This window comes from Brevibacillus laterosporus (assembly GCA_007833815.1).
Taxonomy (GTDB): Bacteria; Bacillota; Bacilli; order Brevibacillales; family Brevibacillaceae; genus Brevibacillus_B; species Brevibacillus_B laterosporus_D.
The window spans coordinates 3,810,474-3,835,096 of sequence record CP033464.1 but is presented as its reverse complement, the minus strand read 5'-3'; the positions used below and the strand labels follow the sequence as shown (position 1 = coordinate 3,835,096).

At 40.3% G+C, this 24,623-nt stretch carries 20 protein-coding genes and 1 riboswitch; of the genes, 15 read left to right on the top strand and 5 right to left on the bottom strand.

Features of this window, described 5'->3' with window-relative positions:
- Positions 1–363: 363 nt before the first annotated feature.
- Positions 364–1,566, top strand: a complete 1,203-nt coding sequence (locus tag EEL30_19035) for a glycosyl transferase family 1 (GenBank protein QDX94197.1) — start codon at positions 364–366, stop codon at positions 1,564–1,566.
- A 391-nt stretch (positions 1,567–1,957) separates the two neighbouring features.
- Positions 1,958–2,392 (top strand): hypothetical protein, encoded by a 435-nt coding sequence (locus tag EEL30_19030; protein QDX94196.1) that lies wholly within the window; start codon positions 1,958–1,960, stop codon positions 2,390–2,392.
- Between the two features lie 215 nt (positions 2,393–2,607).
- Here EEL30_19030 and EEL30_19025 read toward each other — a convergent pair whose 3' ends face one another.
- Both EEL30_19025 and EEL30_19020 read right to left on the bottom strand, forming a co-directional pair.
- Positions 2,608–3,087: a hypothetical protein gene (locus EEL30_19025; protein QDX94195.1), complete on the bottom strand. Its 480-nt coding sequence runs from the start codon at positions 3,085–3,087 to the stop codon at positions 2,608–2,610.
- Positions 3,088–3,228: 141 nt separating this feature from the next.
- Positions 3,229–3,411 (bottom strand): cold-shock protein, encoded by a 183-nt coding sequence (locus EEL30_19020; GenBank protein QDX94194.1) that lies wholly within the window; start codon positions 3,409–3,411, stop codon positions 3,229–3,231.
- A 241-nt stretch (positions 3,412–3,652) separates the two neighbouring features.
- Between EEL30_19020 and EEL30_19015 the strand changes: the two genes are divergently transcribed.
- Positions 3,653–4,714 (top strand): type 2 isopentenyl-diphosphate Delta-isomerase, encoded by a 1,062-nt coding sequence (locus tag EEL30_19015; GenBank protein ID QDX94193.1) that lies wholly within the window; start codon positions 3,653–3,655, stop codon positions 4,712–4,714.
- Between the two features lie 99 nt (positions 4,715–4,813).
- A complete protein-coding gene (locus EEL30_19010; GenBank protein QDX94192.1) occupies positions 4,814–6,052 on the top strand; it encodes an MFS transporter in 1,239 nt (412 codons plus the stop codon).
- 127 nt (positions 6,053–6,179) lie between these two features.
- Here the strand turns inward: EEL30_19010 and EEL30_19005 are convergent, their stop codons facing one another.
- On the bottom strand, positions 6,180–6,569 hold the full coding sequence (locus tag EEL30_19005; GenBank protein ID QDX94191.1) for a YxeA family protein: 390 nt from the start codon (positions 6,567–6,569) through the stop codon (positions 6,180–6,182).
- A 176-nt stretch (positions 6,570–6,745) separates the two neighbouring features.
- Between EEL30_19005 and EEL30_19000 the strand changes: the two genes are divergently transcribed.
- The 4 genes from EEL30_19000 to EEL30_18985 all read left to right on the top strand — a co-directional run bounded on the left by EEL30_19000 (position 6,746) and on the right by EEL30_18985 (position 12,892).
- On the top strand, positions 6,746–7,714 hold the full coding sequence (locus tag EEL30_19000; GenBank protein ID QDX94190.1) for a DUF1722 domain-containing protein: 969 nt from the start codon (positions 6,746–6,748) through the stop codon (positions 7,712–7,714).
- A gap of 517 nt (positions 7,715–8,231) precedes the next feature.
- Entirely contained in the window at positions 8,232–9,506 is a 1,275-nt protein-coding gene (locus EEL30_18995) for a Zn-dependent hydrolase (protein QDX94189.1), read from the top strand.
- Positions 9,507–9,559: 53 nt separating this feature from the next.
- Positions 9,560–10,384, top strand: a complete 825-nt coding sequence (locus EEL30_18990) for an EcsC family protein (protein ID QDX94188.1) — start codon at positions 9,560–9,562, stop codon at positions 10,382–10,384.
- 411 nt (positions 10,385–10,795) lie between these two features.
- Positions 10,796–12,892 carry an ABC transporter ATP-binding protein gene (locus EEL30_18985; protein QDX94187.1) on the top strand — a complete coding sequence of 699 codons (2,097 nt, stop codon included), beginning with the start codon at positions 10,796–10,798 and terminating at the stop codon, positions 12,890–12,892.
- 119 nt (positions 12,893–13,011) lie between these two features.
- On the opposite strand, the gene xerS is transcribed toward EEL30_18985, so the two are convergent.
- The gene (xerS, locus tag EEL30_18980) at positions 13,012–14,133 is read right to left on the bottom strand and encodes a tyrosine recombinase XerS (protein ID QDX94186.1); all 1,122 of its coding nucleotides are present in this window, start codon (positions 14,131–14,133) and stop codon (positions 13,012–13,014) included.
- A gap of 372 nt (positions 14,134–14,505) precedes the next feature.
- A riboswitch (cobalamin riboswitch) is annotated at positions 14,506–14,704 on the top strand.
- Positions 14,705–14,902: 198 nt separating this feature from the next.
- Between xerS and nrdI the strand changes: the two genes are divergently transcribed.
- The 5 genes from nrdI (at position 14,903) to EEL30_18955 (ending at position 20,189) form a co-directional block, all read left to right on the top strand.
- Positions 14,903–15,328 carry a class Ib ribonucleoside-diphosphate reductase assembly flavoprotein NrdI gene (gene nrdI / locus EEL30_18975; protein QDX94185.1) on the top strand — a complete coding sequence of 142 codons (426 nt, stop codon included), beginning with the start codon at positions 14,903–14,905 and terminating at the stop codon, positions 15,326–15,328.
- Positions 15,249–17,348: a class 1b ribonucleoside-diphosphate reductase subunit alpha gene (nrdE, locus tag EEL30_18970; protein QDX94184.1), complete on the top strand. Its 2,100-nt coding sequence runs from the start codon at positions 15,249–15,251 to the stop codon at positions 17,346–17,348. The genes nrdI and nrdE overlap by 80 nt, the downstream gene beginning before the upstream one ends.
- 15 nt (positions 17,349–17,363) lie before the next feature.
- Positions 17,364–18,359: a class 1b ribonucleoside-diphosphate reductase subunit beta gene (nrdF, locus tag EEL30_18965; protein QDX94183.1), complete on the top strand. Its 996-nt coding sequence runs from the start codon at positions 17,364–17,366 to the stop codon at positions 18,357–18,359.
- Positions 18,360–18,541: 182 nt separating this feature from the next.
- The gene (locus EEL30_18960) at positions 18,542–19,207 is read left to right on the top strand and encodes a GntR family transcriptional regulator (GenBank protein QDX94182.1); all 666 of its coding nucleotides are present in this window, start codon (positions 18,542–18,544) and stop codon (positions 19,205–19,207) included.
- Positions 19,208–19,241: 34 nt separating this feature from the next.
- On the top strand, positions 19,242–20,189 hold the full coding sequence (locus tag EEL30_18955) for a bile acid:sodium symporter family protein (GenBank protein ID QDX94181.1): 948 nt from the start codon (positions 19,242–19,244) through the stop codon (positions 20,187–20,189).
- A 306-nt stretch (positions 20,190–20,495) separates the two neighbouring features.
- Here the strand turns inward: EEL30_18955 and EEL30_18950 are convergent, their stop codons facing one another.
- Complete coding sequence (locus EEL30_18950) at positions 20,496–21,509, bottom strand: helix-turn-helix domain-containing protein (GenBank protein QDX94180.1); 1,014 nt, start codon at positions 21,507–21,509, stop codon at positions 20,496–20,498.
- A gap of 196 nt (positions 21,510–21,705) precedes the next feature.
- Here EEL30_18950 and EEL30_18945 point away from each other — a divergent pair, with 196 nt between their 5' ends.
- The gene (locus EEL30_18945; GenBank protein ID QDX94179.1) at positions 21,706–22,839 is read left to right on the top strand and encodes a glycerol dehydrogenase; all 1,134 of its coding nucleotides are present in this window, start codon (positions 21,706–21,708) and stop codon (positions 22,837–22,839) included.
- Position 22,840: 1 nt separating this feature from the next.
- Positions 22,841–24,601: a dihydroxyacetone kinase subunit DhaK gene (dhaK, locus tag EEL30_18940; protein QDX94178.1), complete on the top strand. Its 1,761-nt coding sequence runs from the start codon at positions 22,841–22,843 to the stop codon at positions 24,599–24,601.
- Positions 24,602–24,623: the final 22 nt, after the last annotated feature.

Below are 24,623 nucleotides of genomic sequence, written 5' to 3'. Positions count from 1 at the left end.
AGCCGATTGAAAGTGATCTTGGCAGAACGGACATGCACTGTACCATAAATCAAAGGGAGATGGTGCAGATATGGATCACTCCAAGTAATCATTCGAATTTTTAGGCAAATAGTCGATGGCTTTCTGTCATCAGGACCAGTTAAAAAATACCAATTGTCTATTGAAAATAATGTATTTAGACTGACCGCAAGTTATTGAACTAACGGGCAGAATAGCGGAAAAATATGGTGATTAAAGTTTTGAGATTTTCAAGTATTGTACTATGATAAACTTGATTCCATTATTTGATTCGAGCGATGGTATGGGACAGTGCCCCTTACTCTTACACAATTTAGAGAACAGTATACCTAAGGAGTGGTAGAAATGGCGCGTGTTTTATTTATTAATGGTGGATCAGAGGGACATATCAATCCAACTATTGGAGTTGTGCAAGAGCTTATTTCGCGTGGAGAAGAGGTAGTGTACTTTTCTATAGAAACTTTTCGGGAGCGTATTGAGAAGACGGGAGCTTCAGTACGAACATTTGACGATCAAAAATTTATAAAAGCCTTTATCTCAGGTGGAAGAGATTATTTACTCGAAAGAATCAACGGTCTTTTACTTACGGCAGATATAGTCATACCAAGCGTTCTTGAACAGATCAAAGGAGAGCATTTTGATTACATCATCCATGATTCCATGTTTGGTTGCGGACGTTTACTTGCTCAAATTCTTAAGCTTCCTGCAATCAACTCTTGTACTTCTTTTGCGCAGACAAAAGTATCATTCGATAAAATGTTGGAACAATTTTCTATAAAAGTCCCTACAAAAATAGTTAAACCTATAAACGATAAATTTCAAAGCCTGACGGTAATGGTGAAGGAAAAATATGATGTGGAGATCCATTCTCCTTACGAAGTGTTTTGTAATCCTGCACCACTTACAATCGTTTATACAACAAGGGAGTTTCAACCTTATGGAGAAGCATTCGACCAAACTTATAAATTTGTAGGTCCATCCATCTCTTCACGATTAACTCAAGAAAACTTCGACTTTACTGCAATCAAGGGGAAAGACCCAATTTACATTTCACTGGGTACAGTCTTTAACCAAGCAATTGATTTCTATAAGCTTTGTTTTGAGGCATTTGGGAACACTGATCATACTATTGTCATGTCTATTGGGAATAAATCCCGAATTTCTGATTTAGGGGAAATTCCTAAAAACTTCATCGTAAAAAATTATGTTCCACAAACTGATGTACTGCAATACACTAAATTATTTATTACACATGGTGGAATGAACAGTACCAATGAAGGTCTCTATTACGGGGTTCCGCTAATTGTAATCCCACAAAGCGCGGATCAGCCGATAATTGCGGGGCAAGTCGCCAATATCGGAGCAGGCATTAAATTACAAATGCAAAGCTTGACTGCAAATCAACTACGTGAAGCCGTAGATCATGTGTTAAGCCTCTCATCTTTCAAGAAAGATGTTGAAAATATTAGGGAATCCTTTCGAAAATCAGGTGGGTATCATCAAGCTGTTGATGAGATTTTCGAATTTAAAAGTCAATATCATATCTAAATATAAAAATTTTTTAGCTACTATATTGTTGACTTTTTCCCAGTGGTTACTGCAACTTCTTTTGTAATTAAGTAATGGAACAGGATCTATTATAAAAGAAAGATTGTATACTTAAATACTTAAATACTTAAAGTAACACGGGATCAAGAGCGCAACCAAGAAGCTGCTGCAGAGATATTCGGCAGCTTTGCTGTGCTAAATGGCAGGCAACAAGTCAATAGATAAATGATTGAACTAACGGATTCAATAGCTCCATAAATAAAAGCCAGTCTAACACTTTATTTTCGTGTGAAGTGCACCCCTTAAAGTAGACATTGGAAAAACCCTCGAGGTTGGTCTAATCATTTTTGAAAAAAGCCTTTATGAAATTGATTTAAATGTATAAAAGGTAATGGAAATTGCCATTCCTGAAAGCTTACAACCCAACCAAGTGAGTTCGTTACAAGTCAAGCTGACAGACAAAAATAAGCCCATATCAGATGCTGAAGATGTGCAATTGAAAATTTGGCAGGTAAATCAGGAGCAAGAGAGTAAGCGGTATAAAGCAGCACCTAAAGCCGATAAAACAGACAACAATACAGAAAGTAAATCTGAGCATCGTCAAGGGGATTCTGCTGGGGTCTATGAAAGTAACGTGATTTTTCGAGAGGGTGGTGTCTACTACGTACAAGCTTATGTCAAAGCACACGGTCTGTCTTTGCTGCCTACCAAGCGCGTGATAGTAGGAAACCTGTCAAGAGAAGAGCAACAAGCGTTGGAAAAAGAAAGAGATCAACAGGGAGATCAAGCTCAACAAGCTCAACAAGATCATTCACATCATCATTGATGTCGTTTTTAGGCTTTACATGGAGCCGAGTACGAGACGTAGCGTTTCCCTCTAGTGTGTATAGACAAAGGAGCTTTCTAGATATATCCGTGGAAAGCTTTTTTGCCATTGGGAGTTGCTATATATTTAATAGTGACATTTGGAAGCAAGAACCAGGCTTCTTGTATAAAGACATTTTCTAAAATAAAAAGGCCCTTAGACAAGGGCCTCCCATCCTACTCTTGACGCTTAAAATCTTCACTGTGCAGATACGTAACTGCACCTTTATAGGAGTTGTAGGAATCCTCCAGATTGTCTCCTGTGTATACGTTAAACAATTCATCCTCTTGTATCAGGCGTAGCGTATCACCTTTTCTGTTTACCCAAATCTCTTCAATAGGATCAGCTGAATCGAGATCGTTTTCGGTTTCAACATATTCTGTAGATAAATGTGCGATAGAATCAGCAATCAAGCTACGCAATTGCTCTTCGGAATAATCGCGGATATTTACCATACCTTTTGGACCAGTCTTTTTTTTCGGAAGGTGGCCTGCATAGACAAAACCATTACCATTTGGGTGGAGATGATTCACAACAATCTTTTTGTCGTGAAGGCTTTCTTCAAAATGGTAGTTCAGGCGTCCTAAGGAAACCTCTTTTTTTGTTAGTTCTGGGAACGATTCAATAATCGCTTGTTTTTGTTCGAAAGTTAGCATGAAATCCTCCGTGGTTCTACATCATCGAGATATACAAAATCATATCATGATAAAAGTATACCATAAGCTTCCTGTGGATGAAATCTTAGAGAAAGGGAAGCCTGACTCTACACCAAGAGACAGGCTTCCCTTGTGTTCATCCTAATCAATAGGTGGTAACATTTTTGATTCTTTTACCATAGAGGAGCTGCAGATGGGACAAACCGGTACTTTGTCAAAAGATAAGTTTTCTCTCATCCAGCAGATGCAATCATTTTTGGTACATGCCCAGATAGAGGTTTCCACATCTTCTACCGGTTCTTCTTGTTTGCGAGAATAATACATTGCAAAACACCTCCAAGCTTCTTTTCGAAACTCATATACTCTTTATCCTAAACCTTCCAGTGGACTTTTTATTCACAGGCGGAGAAAGTAGTACAAGTCTTACTACGTTGAAAAATTAGGCAACAACGTAAAAGGCTTGCTCTTGTATTGTAGCTTATTTTGTTACAATATAGAAATAGAGTAGTAATGGGGTACGGTTAGATAGGAAATTCAGAGAATGACATGTAGGAAGGTGATTGTAGTGACACATCAGTCAGATATTGAAAAACGTAAATCAGAACATATTGAGATTTGTTTACATAAAGAGGTATCTAATCGGCTTACGACAGGTTTGGAGCAGTATCATTTTTTACATGCGGCCCTACCAGAGATTCGTTTTGACGATGTTTCGTTACATACGTCTTTCTTAGGAAAAAGCATAGGGACTCCTTTCCAGGTGAGTTCCATGACAGGTGGAACGAAAGGTGCCCAACAAATTAATACCACATTAGCGATTGCGGCTGAAGCCAGGGGCTGGGCTATGGGTTTAGGTTCCGTCCGTGCTGCCTTGGAGAGTGAAGAACTTGCTCGAACCTTTAGAGTGAGAGAACACGCTCCATCTATTCCGATTATCGCCAATTTAGGGGCTGTTCAGCTTAATTATGGTTATACGGTAAAGGAATGTCTTCGCTGTGTGGAGTTGGTTGAAGCTGATGCGCTCGTTTTACATCTAAATAGCATGCAAGAGATTTTCCAACCTGGAGGGGATCAAGATTTTAGACAGTTGCTCCCAAAAATTGAGCAGGTCTGTGAGAGAAGTCCAATTCCAATTGGAGTAAAAGAAGTAGGATTTGGCATTGATTCGCAAACAGCTAGACGTCTTGTGGATGCAGGCGTTTCCTTTATCGATGTGGCAGGGGCTGGTGGCACTTCCTGGATTGAGGTAGAAAAGTACCGATCGAATGAACCGATGAAGCAAATAGCGGCAGAGGCGTTCCAAGATTGGGGTATTCCGACAGCAGTTTCCTTACAAACCATCCGTGAGGAGCTTCCATTTTTTCCTTTAATCGGAAGCGGTGGTATTCAGAACGGGGTAGAAGCGGCAAAAGCTATTGCTCTGGGAGCAGACTTAATCGGGTTTGGTCGTGCACTACTTGAAGCGGCTACTAAATCCATTGATGAGGTTGTAGCACTCATGGAACGAGTTGAGTTTGAATGTCGTGTAGCCATGTTTGGAATAGGTGTGTCTACTATTGATGAGCTTACAGCTACAGATCGCTTATGGCGAATGGATTCATCAAAAATCGATCGGATCAAACGATGAAATATGAATTGACCAAAATGGATTCTTCTGTTAATTTGTATGGTTGTAATCGTTAGAGGGTTTCGGTAGATTTTGACAGCATGAGAGGAGAGTACGAACGTGTTTTCCAAGATGGTATCCACCTATCCTCGGGCCCTGTGGATTTTGGCGATCGGGGCCATTATTAATGTAACGGGGATGCCTTTTATTTGGCCTTTGAATAATATTTATATCACCCAAGTGTTGGGTAAGCCAGCTACGGTAGCTGGACTCGTATTGATGCTTCATGCTGGTATGGGCATTGTAGGAAGCATGGCGGGTGGCATTTTACATGACAAGATTGGTGGAATTAAAACGATCTTTGCTGGTGTACTTATCTCTGCTGCTTGTGTTACTTCGCTAGCTTTTTTTCGAGAATGGCCATTTTATGTCTGTATGATGGGCGTTCTTGGTTTTAGTAACAGTATGGTTTTCCCAGTCCTAAATGCGATGGCTGGAAGTATTTGGCCAGAAGGGGGACGACGAGCTTTTAACTTGTTATACTTGTCGCAAAATCTAGGTGTAGCGGTTGGTTCTGCTTTGGGCGGAGTGGTTGCTAGTGTATCGTTCATGTTTGTTTTCTTAGTCAATGGATTAACCAATTTAATCTTTTTAGCCGTGATTGGTTTTGGCTTAGATTTAAAGAAGATTGCGGCAGAGACAGTGGCCCGACATGTACAAAGAAAGGCAGAGCAAGCAGCTGACAGATCTCCCAAGAATGAAACCTCTGTGTGGAGAACACCCTCTGGTTTATCTTTGATGATTCTTGGTTTAGGATTTGCCATAACATGGATTCCATATGTACAATGGTCGACGAATCTATCTTCTTATATGACTCGGTTAGGGTATTCGTTATCCCAATATAGCTTGTTGTGGACGATTAATGGGGCTTTGATAATCCTAGCTCAGCCTTTATGTGCGTATGTCACACGTCATTATTTGTCTAATCTGCGTTCTCAAATGATCGCTGGCTTGTTTATATTTGTTTGCGGAATGGGTGTTTTAGCATATGATCAGGCTTATAGTCATTTTGTCATCGGTATGATGATTGTAACATTAGGAGAGATGTTGTTATGGCCAGCGGTACCAGCGGCAGCGGCAGAACTGTCCGTTCCTGGTAAAGAGGGCTTATTCCAAGGGGCTGTGAGCGGTGCGGCTACTGCAGGTCGCATGGTTGGTCCTTTTATCGGAGGGCTACTGTACGAAAGCTTCTCACCAGTCTTCATGCTGTACGTTATGATTGCTATCTGTGTGTTACCTCTTTTCTGTTATTTATTTTACGATCGCCCGTTATACGGCAATCTCAGAGACCGGATCTAACATACGAAGGAAAAACTAGAAATACAAGAAAGGGCTGTTTCCTAGTAGGAATGAACCTACAGAGGACAGCCTTTTTTGTATTTTTCTGTTTAGATGAAGAGTTCATTGGCAACATTCGTGTGGATGATTATCTTGTATTGTTGCTTTCCAAAGCTATAAGGAAGCTCAGATTTTTCTGTGCTTTTTCAGGGATACCTGCCGGAGTTACCTCTGTCCATCCTTTTCCATTTAAGCCTTTCGCATAAACTTCTAAATAGGCCCCTTTTCGCAGACTTTTAGAAGCAATCATAATAAAGGTATTTTTCTCTCCTTTATCATCATATCCTATCAATTTATATTCCCATTGTGTATTGTTTAGTTGTTTACCGTCAGTCTCCACGACAGTGTAGTACGGCTTCACCGGAATAGTAGGGTTGAGTCTGTCCAGCATGACAGATTGTCCTCTTAGACCAAACAGAATAAGGAGTATACTAGCTACGACGGCTGCTAGGATGATAAGAAATTTGTTAATAGACACGAAGTACCTCCCAAAATTTTTCTAGTAGTGATGAAATCAGTCTACTTGGTTTATAGATTCAGGAAAATGCATCTATCTTACATCCAACTTACACTTTTGTAAGAAAAAGTTGTTCGTATAGTGTGGTACAAAATGGATAAAATAAAGGCGGATTACCAACAAGTGGAGGGGCGAGTGTGGAGACAGCTATCAAACCTATTGTTGTTGTAAGTAAATGCCTGGAATTCGCGGAGTGTCGTTACAATGGAGCTGTTCTTTCTGATATCACTGTGCAAAGTTTAACTCCATACGTCACTTTTGTTCCAATCTGTCCTGAGGTAGAAATCGGTCTGGGTATTCCACGTGAAACCATTCGAATCATCAAAGAAGGGGAGCAACACCGGCTAGTACAGCCTTCAACACGCGTAGATCTTAGTACACAGATGAATGCCTTTTCTGATCATTTTTTACAAAATGTGAGGGAAGTAGATGGTTTTATTTTGAAAAATCGTTCGCCAAGTTGTGGAGTAAAAGATGTTAAAGTATATAGTGGTTGGGAGAGGGCACCTGTCGTAGAAAGCGGTCCCGGTTTTTTTGGTAATAAGGTGGAAGCATATTTTCCTCATGCCGCTATTGAAGAAGAAGGTAGGTTAAAAAATTTTACCATTAGAGAACACTTTTTTACGAAGCTGTTTACGCAAGCTTATTTTCGCCATATGCAAATGGCGCCTACTATTCAAAAATTAATTCAATTTCATGCTGAAAACAAGTATTTATTTATGTCATATAATCAAAAGCTTACTAAAGAGCTGGGGAAAATCGTTGCAAACCACGACAAAAAAACAGAAAAGCAGGTCTGGGATGAGTATGCTAAACTGTTACCCAACATGTTTAAGCGTACAGCTCGATATACTTCCAATATTAATGTCTGCCAGCATATTATGGGCTATTTTAGTAAGGAGCTGTCCTCGAAGGAAAAGGAACACTTTATGCATTTACTAAGTAGGTATCGAGAGAGGAAATTGCCATTAAGTAGTATGACTAGTCTTTTAAAATCATGGGTTTACAGGTATGAACAAGAGTATTTGTTACGACAACGCTTTTTTGAACCCTATCCTGAGGGATTGATCGACTTGGGGGATTCCGGAAAAGGGAGGGATTACTGATAAAAAAGTTTGCAGGAACTTGTTGTCACTCTGACAAATAAACTTATAGAGAGTTCGGGGTATGTAATGCGTTTTGATGAAAGGAATGAAGCAGCTGCCAAGGCGGAAAAGGAAGGTCTTGCAGTGGAATTCCAATAGGAGCAAGCAACCAAAAATATCGTTCCTGCATGCCAAAAGCTTGCTATTCATTGTGGATGGAGATAATAAGCATCTAATGTTTTGCTCAGAAGACGGTAAAAATGATGGAAAAGCTCCAATTGAATATCCTGAGTCTGTAGAATGGAATAAGCTGCTGAAAAAATATCTTATTTCTAATAGAGGGTCGATCCTGTAACAGAAGGGGATCGGCTTTTTTGTTAAGCAGACGAAATTTCAAAGCGTCTTTTTTCTTTTACCTGGTATTTCAAGAGGGAGAGTAGCCTTTTCTAGATAGTCAAAAAATCAATTCCATGAAATAATAATCAGATTACTACTACAAAAGATACACATTCCATCTAGATAGAGGAGATTTGTTGTTATGGATACCTATAAAAATCAGAAACCCGATCTGGGTTCATACGTAAAGATAAAGGAACAAAGAATTGACAGTAGGTTGCGACAATTAGGCGAAATTGGTAGGACTTCTGAAAAGGGAGTTACTAGACTAGCTTTGACAAATGAAGATATGTTAGCCCAAAGTATGGTTGCTAGCTGGATGAAAGAAGCAGGAATGTATGTTCGACAAGACTGCTTTGGGAATTTGATTGGTAGAAAAGAAGGGATCAATCCTCATGCACCTGCGGTAATGCTAGGTTCTCATATCGATTCGGTTCCTAACGGTGGTAGATTCGATGGCACTGTCGGAGTCATTGGTGGAATTGAGGTTGTACAGGTCTTGACCGAAAATAACGTGCAGCATGAGCATCCTATTGAAGTAGTTGCCTTCTGTGATGAAGAAGGAGTTCGTTTTTCAGATGGATTTTTTGGTAGCAGGGGGATGTGGGGAAAGCTTATTCCAGAAGATTTAGTTAGACGTGACGAGCAAGGTGTGACAAGATCAGAGGCTTTACAGCAATGTGGCTTTCCGTCTCAAAAACGAACATCAGATATGCGGAGTCCTGAGGATATAAAAGCGTATCTAGAGCTACATATTGAACAAGGTCCCTACCTGCAAGCAGTCAATGAGCCTGTAGGGATTGTTACAAGCATTATGGGTGTGCAATTGATTAAAATCAAATTGGCTGGCCAGTCTGGTCATGCTGGTACTGTACCGATGAACATGCGTCAAGACCCAATGATGGGTGCAGCCGAAGCAATAGTAGGGTTGGAAAAACTATGTAGTGCTGATAGTAGTAAACCTACCGTTGGGACTGTGGGGACTTTCGGGCTGGAACCGGGTGCTTGCAATGTTATTCCAGGTTCTGTTGAATTCACAATTGATATTCGAGATATAGATGATCAACGGTTGTTACAGATTTTGACCGATTTGGACGCCTTGCTTTCAGAAATATCCTTACGACGCGGGCTAGATTATCAGATTGAAAATTTACTAACGATCAAACAAGCGGATGCTTCCACTGAACTTGTACAGATGTTTCGTGAAATTGGCTTGAAAAGAACTGTGGAGTTTCCAGAGATGTTTAGTGGAGCAGGTCATGACGCGATGATCATGTCTGAAGTAACGGAAATGGGTATGTTATTTGTTCGTTGTAAAGATGGGGTTAGCCATCATCCCAGTGAGTGGGCCGAGGTATCAGATATTTGTATAGGTGTAGAGTATTTGTATGAGGCGGTTTGTCGTTTAGCTACCTGATCTGATGAATGGTAAATGCAGGGGGACAAGCATTGTGAAAGGGTGCATATTTCATGGAGAGCATAGAGGACTTGCAGCAACAGTTACGTACCATTGAGACGTGGGAGCAAGATCAAAAGGATTTATGGTTCTGGGAGAAAATAGGTCGACTTCCGTTTGTATGGCTAGATCGCACTGTCCCAAAGGCATTAAAGGAAAAAGTGGGGGATTTGATAAACGAAATGGGCGCCTATATACAGACGGGTGGCAAATACCTTATCAAAAATCAAGATGTTTGGAATCGATTTAGCAACTCTCCCAATAGGATTGAACAAGTGCAGGTTAGAGCCTTACAAGAAATGGATCAAGTAGCCATTCAATTAACAGAATCGCGCACTAATGTTGCGATGGTTCAAGGGGCTACAACAGGATTTGGCGGTATGTTTACACTTGCGATAGACATACCAATTGTCATTGGCCTTTCCTTAAAAGTGTTGCAGGAAATGGCACTTACTTATGGATATGACCCTCATGACAAGGTAGAGCGTGTTTTTATTATCAAATGTCTACAATTTACTTCCGCAGATGTTGTTGGAAAAAAGGCAATTTTGGAAGAGCTGGCCTATTTTGATCAAGGAGAAAAACATCAAGAAGTCATAGCTCAGCTACAAGGTTGGCGCGAAGTTAGTTTGACATATATGGATAATATGGCTTGGAAAAAATTATTTCAGTTAATCCCAATAGCTGGTATGTTTTTTGGTGCATATACCAATCGAACACAGATTGCTGACATAGCAATGACAGGTCAGATGTTATACAAGAAGCGGAGAATATTGCAAAGGTTAGCAGAACAAGACACAAGTAAAGCGATGATTGATCCCCAAAGCGTAATGGAGTAACGGTTGGAAAAAGATGCTTTACAATTTATAGACCAGACGCTATACTATGGAAAAGTTTGCAAAAGGAGGTGCAGGTACATGTCAGGAACTGTTCAAGCGTGGTTTGTGGTAGAAATGTCCAGTCAAACACATGATTTCGTCAACAACGGGAGAAGTCTGTCCATTTTTAACTCTACTAACAAATACGAACGGTTTCCATTAACGCGTACCTTGCATGCATAACCTCCCTTCCATTTTTCGATCATGATGATCGAATTACATTAAGAGGAAAAGATGCCACAGGTGGTAGGTGCCTGTGGTTTTTTGTACTGGTAAAACGCACCAGTTATAATCATGTATGGGATGATCCAAGAGGCTTGTATTCGCTTGTGTAACGTTTGTGGGGGCCGATTTCCAAGGAGGAAATAGATCATGATCGTTCTAGCTGCTAATTCTATTTCAAAATCATTCGGAGCCAATTTGGTTTTAACTGAAATTTCTTGCGAGGTAAATCAAATGTCACGTATAGGAATTGTTGGGCCAAATGGAGCTGGAAAAAGCACACTTTGCACCTTGTTACTAGGGCTAGATACCCCAGATTCAGGCTCTATTTTTCGAGCTAAAGATGCCACATTTGCTTATTTACCACAGCAGCCTGTGTACCCAAGGGAATGGACAGGGCGCAATGTGATACAAAGTGCTTTTTCTAAGGTGCAAGAAATAGAGTGGTCCATACAATCGTGCCAACAACTCATGTCAAATATAGATGAGTATCAAAAATTATCGACAGAAGAACAGAACAAATTATTATTTCGCTATCAACGCTTGCAGGATACCTTTGAGCAACTAGACGGATATATGGTGGAAGCTAGGATTCAAATGGTAGTAGATGGTCTTCGGTTGTCATCTTCGTTACTTGACACTCCCTTCTCGCAGTTAAGTGGAGGAGAAAAGACGAAAATTGGCTTGGCTAAAATTTTATGTGAAAAAAGTGATGTACTCCTCTTAGATGAGCCTACTAACCATCTCGATGTGGAATCAATGGAGTGGTTAGAGCAATTTTTACGTGAATATCCAGGTACGATTTTGCTAATCTCTCATGACCGCTACTTTTTGGATGCAGTGGCTACGAGTATATGGGAAGTAGATAGTGGTGAATTGCAAACCTATCAAGGTAATTACAGTGTTTTTGTGAAAGAAAAAGAGGAACGTGTATTACGACAATTCGCTGATTATCAAGAACAACAAAAGAAAATCAAGAAAATGAAAGAAGCAATTAAACGATTACGTGAATGGGGAAATCAAGCTAATCCTCCCAATGATTCTTTTCATCGTCGGGCCAAAAGTATGGAAAAGGCATTGGAACGAATGGAGAAAATCGAACGTCCACGTCTGGAAGCAGACAAGATGGATTTGTATTTTCAAAAAACAGACCGAAGCGGTCGGGATGTCATACAAATTAATAATGTGACAAAAGCTTTCGGGAAAGTTTGTTTATTACAAGAAGCGAATTTCTCCCTACGGTATGGTGAACGGAAAGCACTGCTTGGTTCCAATGGTAGTGGCAAATCCACATTCATTAAAATGGTACTAGGAGAGGTAGAGCCAGATGCAGGTCGTGTAATGCTAGGGAGCCAAGTAAAGGTTGGGTATTTATCTCAACAGGCACTGGAAGGAGACCCTAGCCGACGTGTCATTGATGCCTTTAGGGAAGCCGCCATTGTGACAGAAGCTCAAGCTAGACATATGCTGGCTCGTTTTTTGTTCTATGGAGAGCATGTGTTTAAACGAGTGGGTCAGCTAAGTGGAGGAGAACGGATGCGACTGCGGTTGGCTCAATTAATGAATCAAGACATTAATCTATTTATACTAGATGAGCCAACTAACCATTTAGATATCGAAGCCCGAGAGACGTTGGAAGAAGCCTTACTTCATTACAAAGGATCGCTCTTAATCGTGTCTCATGATCGATATTTCTTACAGAAGATGGTAGAAGGTGTCTACTGGATTGATAACCAACAACTGATACATTATGAAGGAACCTATGAAGAAGCAAGAGAAAAGCGTAAAAAACAACAGTTGTATGAAAATAATAAAATGGGAAACGACAAGCAGAAAAGTACATGCTTAAAGCGATTGCAGATTGAAGAGCCAAATCGTAATTATCAGTCACAACAGGGGAACAAGATAGAGTCAGAAAAACAGATACATCAAGTAAAACAAGCAGCTCATACTCATGTTGAATCTGTAAAAATTGGGAAATCTACTATCCAAACAGAGAGTAAAAGTCTGGCACAAACAAAACCCCTTACTAAACACAGAGTGACAAAAATGAATTCGTTTAAGCTTCAACAATTAGAAACAGAGATCGCTCAGAAAGAAGAGCAATGTGAGCAATGGCAGCAAGAGATGGAGCTAGTTAAGGACGACTATGTACAACTCATTCGCTATCAGAATCTGATAACGGAACAAGAACTAGAGATCAAACAGCTTTATGAAAATTGGTACGCAATGCAAGAAGAGGAATAGATTGAACCCATGATTGTAAGCAAAGCAAGCAACATTATTCGAAGAATGTTGCTTGCTTTTTTGTATGATCGGAGTGAATATGGCTTGTAGGCTTGTCACACGAGGAGAAGGTCTTTTCTTTATAATTTACTAGTCGTTCGATTTACTGCTTTACTCAAAGCATCATCAAGAACATGCGCATACTGCATCGTGGTATCTATTTTTGAATGGCCCAATTGAGCTTGAAGTTGATGGGGATCAGGGTTTAGACGCAAAAATTGGGTAGCAAAGCTATGGCGTAACTTATGGACAGAAATGTCTGGCATTCCAAAAGCATTTCCATATTTTTTTACTAGTTTCTGAACGGAGCGTAAATCAATACGGTGACCGATTGGCTTTGTGGGCGATATCGTTAGAAATAAAGCATCCTCACTAGCAGGAGGTTGATATTTCTGACGTGTGTTCATATAACGAAGCAAATATTCCTTTCCCCAATCACTGAAGAAGGGGGCGTCCTCTTTTTTTCCTTTTCGAATCATCAAGACCTGATTTTTCTCGAGTACCACGTTTTGGAGGTTTAAATTTACTATTTCCGATACACGAAATCCTCCTGAAAGGACTAGCGCGATAATAGCTACATCTCGATCGCGATTCCGGTAATGAAAATTTAATTTTTTCTTGGTATCACAATACTGCAAGTATCCATGGTAGACAAAATCAACGAACTTCTGTATTTCGTCATCTACTAATATTTTGGAACGGATAGCATTTGCACGAGCGAGTGGTGTAACCTCTTCCACATGTAACTCAATTTTTGCCATCACGTTACGCTTTAAATATGATTCACCATGTTCATCTTCTGAGAGCGCAGATAGATAGTAAAAAAGAGACTTTAAACTAGACAGCTTGCGAGATATTGTCAAATCGCTATATTCTTTTTTAGCGCTTTTGGTCGGCTTTGTTAACAACAATGAACGCTCAAATAGATGAGAATCCTGTAAGTAGAGGAGATAGGATTCTACTGTTTCTTTACGCAAACTCTCTAACTCATTGAGGGCAATGTCGTTCATCTGTGGGGCTTTGGAGAGACCCTCTGCCATAAGCCAGCGAAAAAAGAACTCAAAATCGCGCAGATAACCGAGTAGAGTAGAGACAGAAGCGCGTTTCGATCTTTTATGGTCGACATATTTTTCTACATACCAAGGAAAAGAAGGGATTCTTTCAATTAATTGTACGGTATCCCGTTGTTTTGTTACAGACATGAGAAAGACCACCTTATCCGTTGTTTCATCGTTATAAAATCACTTTGTCCTCATACATGGGTATATCTTATTATAGAACGCTTGTTCTTATTTAACAAGCTATATTCTATTTTTGTGTCGTTTTATAATAAAACCTTTTGCAAAGTTGTAGAATATACGCGAGAACCATCATTTTATTGAATAGAAAAAGGTATAGAGTTACTAATTTTGCTAGTAATATACCTAGTTGTCTGCTGTGGGGTGATCGGATTTTATTTTTTGTTTGTAGGCACTTTGCGTCTTGCTCTTTTGATAGAAACATTGTATGCTAGGTGACAAGACTACATTTAGTGTCTTATATGAATTTAATATACTACATACTGATAAAAGTTACTTTGCTGCCGAGAATTAGGTGTCATTTTGCGACTTAATAGGGAATCTGGTGTAATTCCAGAGCTGTCCCCGCAACTGTAAGTGTGGATGAAATGAGCATACCACTGTATAGGCATGTCTTTCAGGCAACTTATATGGGAAGGGCTCAAAGTAAAGTGAAACACAAGTCAGTAGACCTGCCCATTCTCTTAGTTTCACATCTTCGGGGAATGGGAAGTTGAAACGGTACGGGGATTAAATAGTAGCGGTTCTTTAGTTTGCTATTTTTTCTTTTGTTGTGCCGTTTTAGAGCTCACCCATGAAGGGATGAGCTTTTTATATTGGCAAAAAGTGGCAATTATCAGCAGTCAGCCTATTACCATCATATGTCCTTTATACATGAAAGGGGGGTACATTGATGCTGATCGTATATGATTCCAAAACAGGGAATGTGAAACGCTTCGTCCAAAAACTAGATTTTCGCTGTATACAAATTTCCGATGATGTCGTCATAAACGAACCTTTCATTCTGATTACTTATACAACGGGATTTGGACAAGTTCCTGAAACGACACAACAATTCCTATCTCAACATTCTCAATGGATGAAGGGAGTTGCAACTAGCGGGAACATGAATTGGGGAACTCGCTATGGACTAGCAGCTGACCAAATTGCCGAACAATACAATGTGCCATTAGTAATGAAATTTGAATTGAGCGGTACCAGAAGAGATGTAGAAACTTTTAAGCAGGAGGTATTTCACTTTGTCCACGCAACTACCACAATGGATCACGTTGAACAACGAAATTATGGTGAAGAAAGACGGGAAATTTCAGTTTCATAAAGATTTAGAGGCTGCGAAGAGCTATTTCGTTGATTATGTAAATCAGAATACGGTCTTTTTCCATAACCTACGTGAGAAAATTAATTATTTGATTGAAAATGACTATTATGAGGCTGAAGTGTTTGAAGGCTATGAATTCGCTGATATCGAACGAGTCTATCGCTACGTATATGATAAAAAATTCCGTTTCCCTTCCTTTATGAGCGCATTCAAGTTCTATCATAACTATGCGATGAAAACAAATGATGAAAGCAAATTCCTTGAACGTTATGAGGATCGGATAGCTGTAGTTGCTCTATTTCTAGCAAAGGGAGACAGCGAAAAAGCTCTACAATATGCAGATCTATTAATCTCGCAAGAATATCAGCCAGCTACTCCTACCTTCTTAAATGCAGGTAAGAAAAGACGTGGAGAACTGGTTAGCTGTTTCTTACTTGAGGTAGATGATTCTATGAATTCGATTGGTTTCTCTATCAATTCAGCCTTACAACTTAGCAAAATTGGTGGCGGAGTGAGTTTAAATCTAAGCAAAATCCGTGCAGCAGGAGAACAGATCAAAGGATTAGACGGTAAGGCAAGTGGGGTTCTTCCTGTCATGAAGCTGTTTGAAGATGCGTTCTCATACGCGAACCAACTAGGTCAACGCGATGGTAGTGGTGTTGTTTATCTCAATATTTTCCATGCAGATATTCAAGAATTCTTAGATACGAAAAAAATCAACAGCGATGAGAAAATCAGGATTAAAACCTTGTCACTTGGCGTTGTTGCTCCTAATAAATTCTTTGACTTGGTAGAAAAAGATAAAGACATGTACTTGTTCTATCCACACACGGTGTTCCGAGAGTATGGTGAGCATCTAGACGATATGGATATGGGTATCATGTATGAAGAGTTGGTTAATAACCCACGTGTCCGCAAGAAAAAAATCGGAGCACGAGATCTGATAATGAAATTGGCTCAAATCCAGATGGAGTCTGGTTATCCATATATTATGTATGTCGATAATGCTAATGAATATCACGCATTAAAAGAGATCGGACGAGTTAAATTCTCTAATCTGTGTAGCGAAATAGCTCAGCTTAGTGAAGTTTCCAACATTAATGATTATGGAGTAGACGATGTTATTAATCGAGATATCTCTTGTAACTTAGGCTCGCTTAACATAGTAAATGTAATGAGCAATAAGAGAATGCGAGAAACGATTCATTTAGCAATGGATGCTCTTACCGAAGTTACTGACCGTACAAATATTTCTATTGTTCCATCTGTGGCAAAAGCAAATCGCGAGCTTCATTCTGTTGGCTTAGGAGCCATGAATCTACACGGATATCTTGCTAAAAATAAAATCTCTTATGAATCAAAGGAAGCTATTGATTTTGTACGTACATTCTTCATGATCTTGAATTTTTATTCGCTAGAACGATCTATGCTTATTGCAAAAGAGCGCGGAATTACTTTTGTAGACTTTGAGCGTAGTGAATATGCATCTGGTGCTTATTTTGAACGTTATCAACAACATGATTACTCACCAAAAAATGAAAAAATTCAACAGTTGTTCGAAGGCCACCACATTCCAACGAAGGAAGATTGGGCCCGTTTGCAAGATGAGGTACAAACCTACGGACTCTATCATGCGTATCGATTAGCGATTGCTCCTACGGGTTCCATCTCATACCTGCAATCTTCAACGGCGTCTATTGCACCGATCACGCAACGTATTGAGGAGCGCGAATATGGTGATTCCAAAACCATTTACCCGATGCCATTCTTAGATGATGAGAATTTCTTCTACTATAAAGAGGCGTATGATATGAACATGTTCAATGTCATCGATCTCGTTGCAGAAGTACAAGTGCATATTGATCAAGCGATTTCTACCATTCTGTATGTAAAAGATGATGCGACCACACGAGATTTGGCTATGTATTATATCTATGCTCAGAAAAAAGGCTTGAAGACGCTGTATTATACTCGTACGAAGAAAAAAACCATCGAGGAATGCGTTAGTTGCAGCGTATAAGAGAGGAGCATGGCAATGTCTAAATTCGAAGCAGTGAACTGGAATGAACCGGAAACCCAGTATACGGAGATGTTATGGACGCAAAATACATCCCAGTTCTGGTTAGATACAGAGATTCCGATTTCGAAGGATCTAAAATCATGGACGAACTTAACTGAGAATGAACGTGATACGTATATGAAGGTATTAGGTGGATTAACGTTGCTTGATACCGAGCAAGGAAATGTTGGCATGCCGATGATTGCACAGCATGTTAAAGAAAAACAAAAGAAAGCAATTCTGATTTTCCAGGCGGCGATGGAAGAGATTCATGCTAAGAGCTATAGCACTATTTTTACAACAGTAGCAAGTTCAGAGCGGATTCACGAAATTTTTCAATGGGTAAAAGAAGATAAACATTTGCAATATAAAACAGCAGTTATTGATGATATCTACAGAAATATCAAAGATGGCGATGATATGAGCTTATATAAAGCGATGGTAGCGTCTGTCTTCTTAGAAAGCTTCCTGTTTTATTCTGGTTTCTTCTATCCGTTATTTTTAGCTGGTCAAGGGAAAATGGTTGCCAGCGGAGAGATTATCAAGCTGATTATTCGTGATGAGAGTGTGCATGGTGTGTTTGTTGGGTTATTAGCACAAGAAGTTTATGCTAGATTAACAGAAGATGAACAACATCACGCAACCCAGTTTGTTGATGAGCTTCTTCAATCCCTATACAAAAATGAATTAGAGTATACAGAAACGCTGTATGATTCAATTGGTCTGACACATGAAGTGAAAAAATATATTCGTTATAATGCTAACAAAGCTCTCATGAACCTGGGATTAGAACAACTATTTGAAGAAGAAGAAGTTCATCCTGTTGTGTTAAACGGTATTCGTACAGAAACGAGTACGCATGATTTCTTCTCCACAAAGGGAAGTGGCTATCAAAAAGGGAAAGTGGAGCCGTTGCATGATCAAGATTTTGATTTCTTGAACCAACGTGTAAAAGACACATCTTGTGAGTAAGAGCATTTAAATGGCGAACTAGGCCAAATACGTGCAAATGGAAGCTAACGAAAAGGATCATGGTTGGAATGTAAAATCCAACTATGGTCCTTTTGTATAATTTGGAAGTATAAATAGATTGAAAATTCCGTTGAACTTTGAGGGTGTATGCGATATATTACATATTGAAAAGGAGGGAAGACATGCCAATTCCTAGAAATTATGTAGCTCCTATTCGAGTGTCAGCCAAAGATCGTGCCTTCTCTCACATTCGGAGATGGATTATAGATGGAACACTAAAGCCGGGTGAAAAATTGGTAGACGTCCAGCTGGCTGAAGCGTTGAGCGTGAGTAGGACACCTGTCAGAGAAGCTTTGCAATTACTAGAAGTACAGGGTTTAGTTCAGATGCAACCAGGAAAAGATACCAGAGTCACCCATATTGAGAAGGAAGATATCTTAAAAGTATATCCGACGCTTGCTACGTTACATGCCTTGGCAGCTGATTTTGCTTCCGTACATTTCGTGCCTCAACATATTGAACAGTTACAAGAATGGAATGCAAAATTTGCAGAGGCGATCCGTAGAGGAGAGCCTTATCAAGCGATGGAGTATGACGAGCAATTTCACAATTTGATCACGGATGTAGCTGACAATCCATATTTGACGTCGTTTCATATTTCGTTACAAAATCATATTCGCCGGTTTAAATATGTGTTTTTAAAGCAAACTTATGCGATGAATGTAGCTTCCGTTGATGAACATGAGCACATTATTCAGGCGTTACGAACTGGGAATCAAGAAAAACTTGAAACAAGTATTAAACAAAATATCCTCAGACCCATGCGTGAGCTATATGAACTCATGTAGAAAATACAGATAGAGACAACAGGGAGGCTTTATTATGGGAGTTGTGGAGAAAATCAGTTCTTTTGCAGGGAAGACATTTACAGTGTGGGTACTGTTATTTTCCGTTATTGCGTATGTATATCCAGAGCATTTTAAATGGATTGGAGCTTATGTTATTCCGTTGCTAGGAATCGTGATGTTTGGCATGGGTTTAACCATATCTGCTTCTGACTTTAAAGAAGTGTTTCGTCGTCCAAAAGATGTTGCATTGGGCGTTGTTGGGCATTATCTTGTGATGCCACTATTGGCATTTTTATTAGCTTATTTCTTAGATTTGCCGCCAGAAATTGCAGTTGGAGTAATTTTGGTAGGGTGCTGTCCAAGCGGCACTGCCTCCAATGTGATGGTCTTTTTATCAAGAGGGGATGTGGCTCTTGCTGTAGCAATCGCTTCTGTCTCAACACTACTTGCTCCTATCGTTACACCGTTTTTAATTTTACTGTTGGCAAGTAAATGGGTAGATATTAATATCTGGTCCTTATTTTATTCTATTATTCAAGTGGTTATCATTCCGTTAGCCTTGGGGTTTTTAGTGAAAAAATTTTTTGGAAAACAGGCAGCCGCAAGCGTGAAAGCATTGCCATTGGTTTCCGTAGTGGCAATTGTAATGATCATCTGCGGCGTAGTTGCAGGGAACCAGGCTAAACTAGCTTCGGCAGGTGTAATGATTTTTGCTGTTGTGGTGCTACATAACGTACTTGGTTTTCTGTTGGGATTCTTATTTGCTCGTCTATGTGGAATGGATCTAGCTAAGCAAAAAGCAGTTGCCATGGAAGTAGGTATGCAGAATTCGGGTCTAGGAGTCGCGATTGCAACGGCACATTTTTCTCCCTTAGCAGCAGTTCCAAGTGCTATTTTTAGTGTCTGGCACAATATTTCAGGCTCTGTATTGGCATCAATTTTTAGTAGAATGAAGGAGAAGAATGTAGCTGATAGAGAGTAAAATAATAAAGAGAAAAGAGCTGATTGGTGCCCAAAAAAGGGGTAAATCAGGCTCTTTTTCTATGAACTGGACGTTTTTACATCTGATCCATATGAAATACTTGTTTTAATCCTTAGCTAGAGCCTGGCAAAGGAATCTGAGTTGCTGTCTCGAAAAAGTATTCAATTCAAGCCTCTTCCTAAATGGATTAGATACTGGGAACTCAGAAATTGGTTTAAATGTCATTTCGACAAAGAAGAACCATTGCCGGATGAATGGAACGGTGAACTCTATGTGAAGAAATTTATTCCCTAACTCATCCCCCTATTACTGATAAATATTACGATAGACGGCAGGCGTTATCCGTTCAAATTTTTTGAACGTTTTGATAAAGTAGCTAGGTTCGCTGAATCCCAATTCGTTGCTGACTTGAGAGATGGACAGATCGGTTGTCTCTAGAATTTGTTTGGCCCACTCCATCTTCAAGCGTGGAATGAACACGGAAAAATTCTCCCCGGTTTCCTTCGTGAACATACGACTGAAATAGCTTGGGCTTACATGGCAAATATCGGCCATGTCCGTTAATTTGATGTTTTCATTTTTGTGAGCATAGATATAATCAAAAGCCGGTTGAAGAATGGTGTTGGAAGAAATCCTTTTATGGTTAGACATTTTTATGATCTGGCTATCAATAAGTGTATTTTCCAGCTCTTTTTTTATGGTTTGAATATTGCGGTACGAGTGCTCGGCAATAGAATCAAAAACAGGCTGGTCCGTTGTTAACGCATGACGGTACATATCGATCATTGAATTTTTATTTATAGCCTCTTCCACAATATAATTGCATAAATGATACAGCATTTCAGAAATGGTTGTTATTTCGTCATAGGACAGAACTGGGAGAGAAGCATAGTCTTGTTCCAAGTCGAGGAACTTTTTATGGGTATCGGCATTTGTTGGCCGAGTTACAATTTGTTCGAGCTCCATCGGATTATCGCGCAATTTTACCTGTCCCGCCATAATAGCCCCAATGTACTGATTATGGACAATAATAGGGATGGCAATATCAATAATATTAAAATGGCAAAGGTAGATATAGGGTTGATTCAGTCGCACAGCCTCAAGACCGCCTCTTGCATCACATTTCTGGCAGTATTCGGACAATGGGCCGTCTTTTCGTATCGCCTGACAGAAGCTCTGGCATTGGCTGTGCTGCGTTACCGGCACGCCTTTGTAGTCGGTTGTTATAATGGCCATTTTAGTCACCAGGGAGAGAGAGTCCTGCAGCTTCTGCCACTTTTCCAGATCCATAATTTTGTCCAATTTGAAATGCAAGGTCATGTGATCAATTCTCCTTTTGTAACTTATTATAGCATAATAATCGGATGGCAGGACAAGATAATACCATTTTTCTGCTTGCAGGAAAAGATAATACGATGAGAAAGAGCTTTATTTGGAGTGAATAGTTCAATGATATTTGTAGAAGATGGATCTATAATGAATGGGAATACAAATAGTACAGAGGAGGATTACTCACATGAGAAAAGCTTTTATTAGTCCATCCAAATATGTTCAGGGTAAAAATGAAATAGTAAATCTGGGGTATTTCATCAAGACATTTGGTGATTCGGCTCTTCTTATTGCTCATAAAGATGACGTAACACGTGTAAAAGAGAAACTGGAACATACCATGGTACAATTTGGAGTAACTATAATTGAGAGCGGTTTCAATGGAGAGTGTTCCCGGAGCGAAGTGCATAGATTGCAACAGCTTGCTAAGGAACATGCTTGTCCTTGCATCATTGGATTAGGTGGAGGTAAAGCGATAGATACCGCGAAGTGTGTAGCAGAGGGCGATGCGTTAATTATTGTGCCGACAATTGCAGCGACGGACGCACCGACAAGCCATTCTGCGGTTCTTTATTCTCAGGAGGGAGAGTTTGATGATTATGCCTATTTTAAACAAAGTCCAAGTGTAGTGTTGGTTGATACGAACGTTATTGCCAATGCGCCTACACGCTTTCTTGTAGCAGGCATGGGGGATGCGCTTTCTACTTACTTTGAGGCGAGAGCAACCGCCAACTCTTATTCCCATGTGAATGCAGGACTGCCTTGCGGAGCAAATGGTGGAGTCGGTCAGCCAGCTATAGGAACGAAAGCAGCTCTTGCCCTTGCCAAGCTTTGCTATGAAACGCTCCTTGAAGACGGCCTTACAGCTAAAATATCCTGTGATTCCAATGTCGTTACTCCAGCGCTTGAAAATATTATCGAAACGAACATCCTTTTGTCGGGTTTAGGGTTTGAAAGCGGCGGTCTGGCAGCTGCACACGCCATTCACAATGGCTTAACCGCGTTGGAAGGAACCCATTCGTATTATCATGGTGAGAAAGTTGCATTTACTACGCTTGTTCAATTAGTCCTTGAAAATGCAAGTACGGATGAAATAAACGAGGTATTGAGTTTCTGTGTAAGTGTAGGTCTTCCGGTGTGTCTCTCCGATATCGGCGTAACGAATGTCACCAGACTAGAGTTGCTGAATGTCGCCCAGAAAGCCTGTATACTGGAAGAGTCTATTCATTCCATGCCTTTTCCGGTGAGTGAAGAAGATGTAGTAGCTGCTATTATGGTAGCAGATCTAATTGGACAGGAATTTAAGAAAAAGGGTGAGTAATGTGAAGAAAATTATAAATAAGCCGGAGACGCTGGTAAGAGAAATGTGTAGCGGGATCGTACTTGCACATCCGGATCTGGAGTTTAACAGTAAATATAAGATTATTAAGAAAAAGCAAATCCAACAAAACAAAGTAACGCTTATTAGCGGCGGCGGAAGCGGACACGAACCTGCACATGCCGGATTTGTCGGGAAAGGGATGTTAGATGTTGCGGTCTGCGGGGATGTATTTGCTTCCCCATCTCAGATTCAGATTTATCAAGCGATCAAAGCTTCCGCTAGTAAAAAAGGCACATTGTTGATCATCAAAAATTACAGCGGAGATATTATGAATTTTAAAAACGCGGCACATCTTGCAGGCGAAGACGGGTTGCTTGTCGATTATGTCAAAGTCGATGACGATATCGCGGTGGAAGACAGTCTGTACACGGTAGGAAGAAGGGGAGTTGCCGGAACCGTATTCGTTCATAAGATTGCCGGTGCTGCCGCGGAAGAGGGAAAAGAATTAAGAGAAGTAAAGGAAATTGTTCAGAAGGCAATAGATAATACAAGAAGCATTGGTTTTGCGCTTACGTCTTGTACGGTTCCGGCTAAAGGGACGCCTACTTTCGAACTGAATGAGGATGAGATCGAGTATGGTGTAGGTATTCACGGCGAGCCCGGAATCCGCAGAGAAAAGATTGTATCCGCCAATGAGCTGGCAAAGAAAATGGTAACGGATTTGTTCCGCGATATGAAAATAAGCGACGATTCACAACAAGAAATCGGCGTTTTGATTAACGGATTCGGTGGATCTCCGCTGCAAGAATTGTATTTGTTGGCAAACGCGGTTGTTCGAGAAATCAACAACAGCAACGTGTCCATCTTTAAAGTATTCGTCGGCAACTACATGACAAGCATAGACATGGAAGGGGCTTCCGTGTCGATTATTAAATTAGACAATCAATTAAAACATTATTTGGAGGCAACCTGCGATACTCCTGCGCTTCAAGTTACCCAACCGTTCACACCGCTGTGTGTTGAAGAAGCAGCATTCGATTCGCAAGAGAATCGAGCTGTATCTTATCGATGCGAGACGGATAAGAAATATGCAACGATTGATAAGAATACATTCTCGTTAAACAATCTGATATATCTGATTGATAAGATGAGTGAAGTTATTATAGAGAATGAAGTTCCTTTCTGTGAATTGGATTCTCATGCGGGCGATGGAGATTTTGGCATGAGCGTGGCAAAAGGCTTCAAACAATTGAAAAATGAGTGGCGGGAAATTACTGAACACAATGCAGCAAATATAGAGGACTTTCTGACTGCGTGCTCTTTGGTCATTATGGAGCATTGTGGTGGGGCTTCCGGACCTATCTGGGGATCGGCATTCCGAGCTGCAAGTAAATTTGCCGGAGACAAGACCGAATTATCCGTCGCAGATTTCGCTGGCATGATGAAGGCCGTTGTCAAAGGTATCCAAGACACGGGAGAAAGATCCTTTGGAAGAGGAGCGGTGGTCGGCGATAAGACTTTGATTGACGCTCTTGCCCCATTTTCCGATTCTTGGGAGCAAAGCGCCAAAGCGGGCGATGATATCAAGACAGCATCTGTCAAAGCTGCCCAAGCCGCGGTACAAGGGGCGAAGCATACGGAGTCCCTTGTCGCTAGAATGGGCCGGGCAGGAACGGTTGGTGAAAGAAGCCTCGGCTATCCAGACGCGGGAGCCTTTGCATTGGGTGTCATCTTCACGGAGTTAGCTCAAGTCATAGAATGAACCGATTATAGCTGATTGTTAT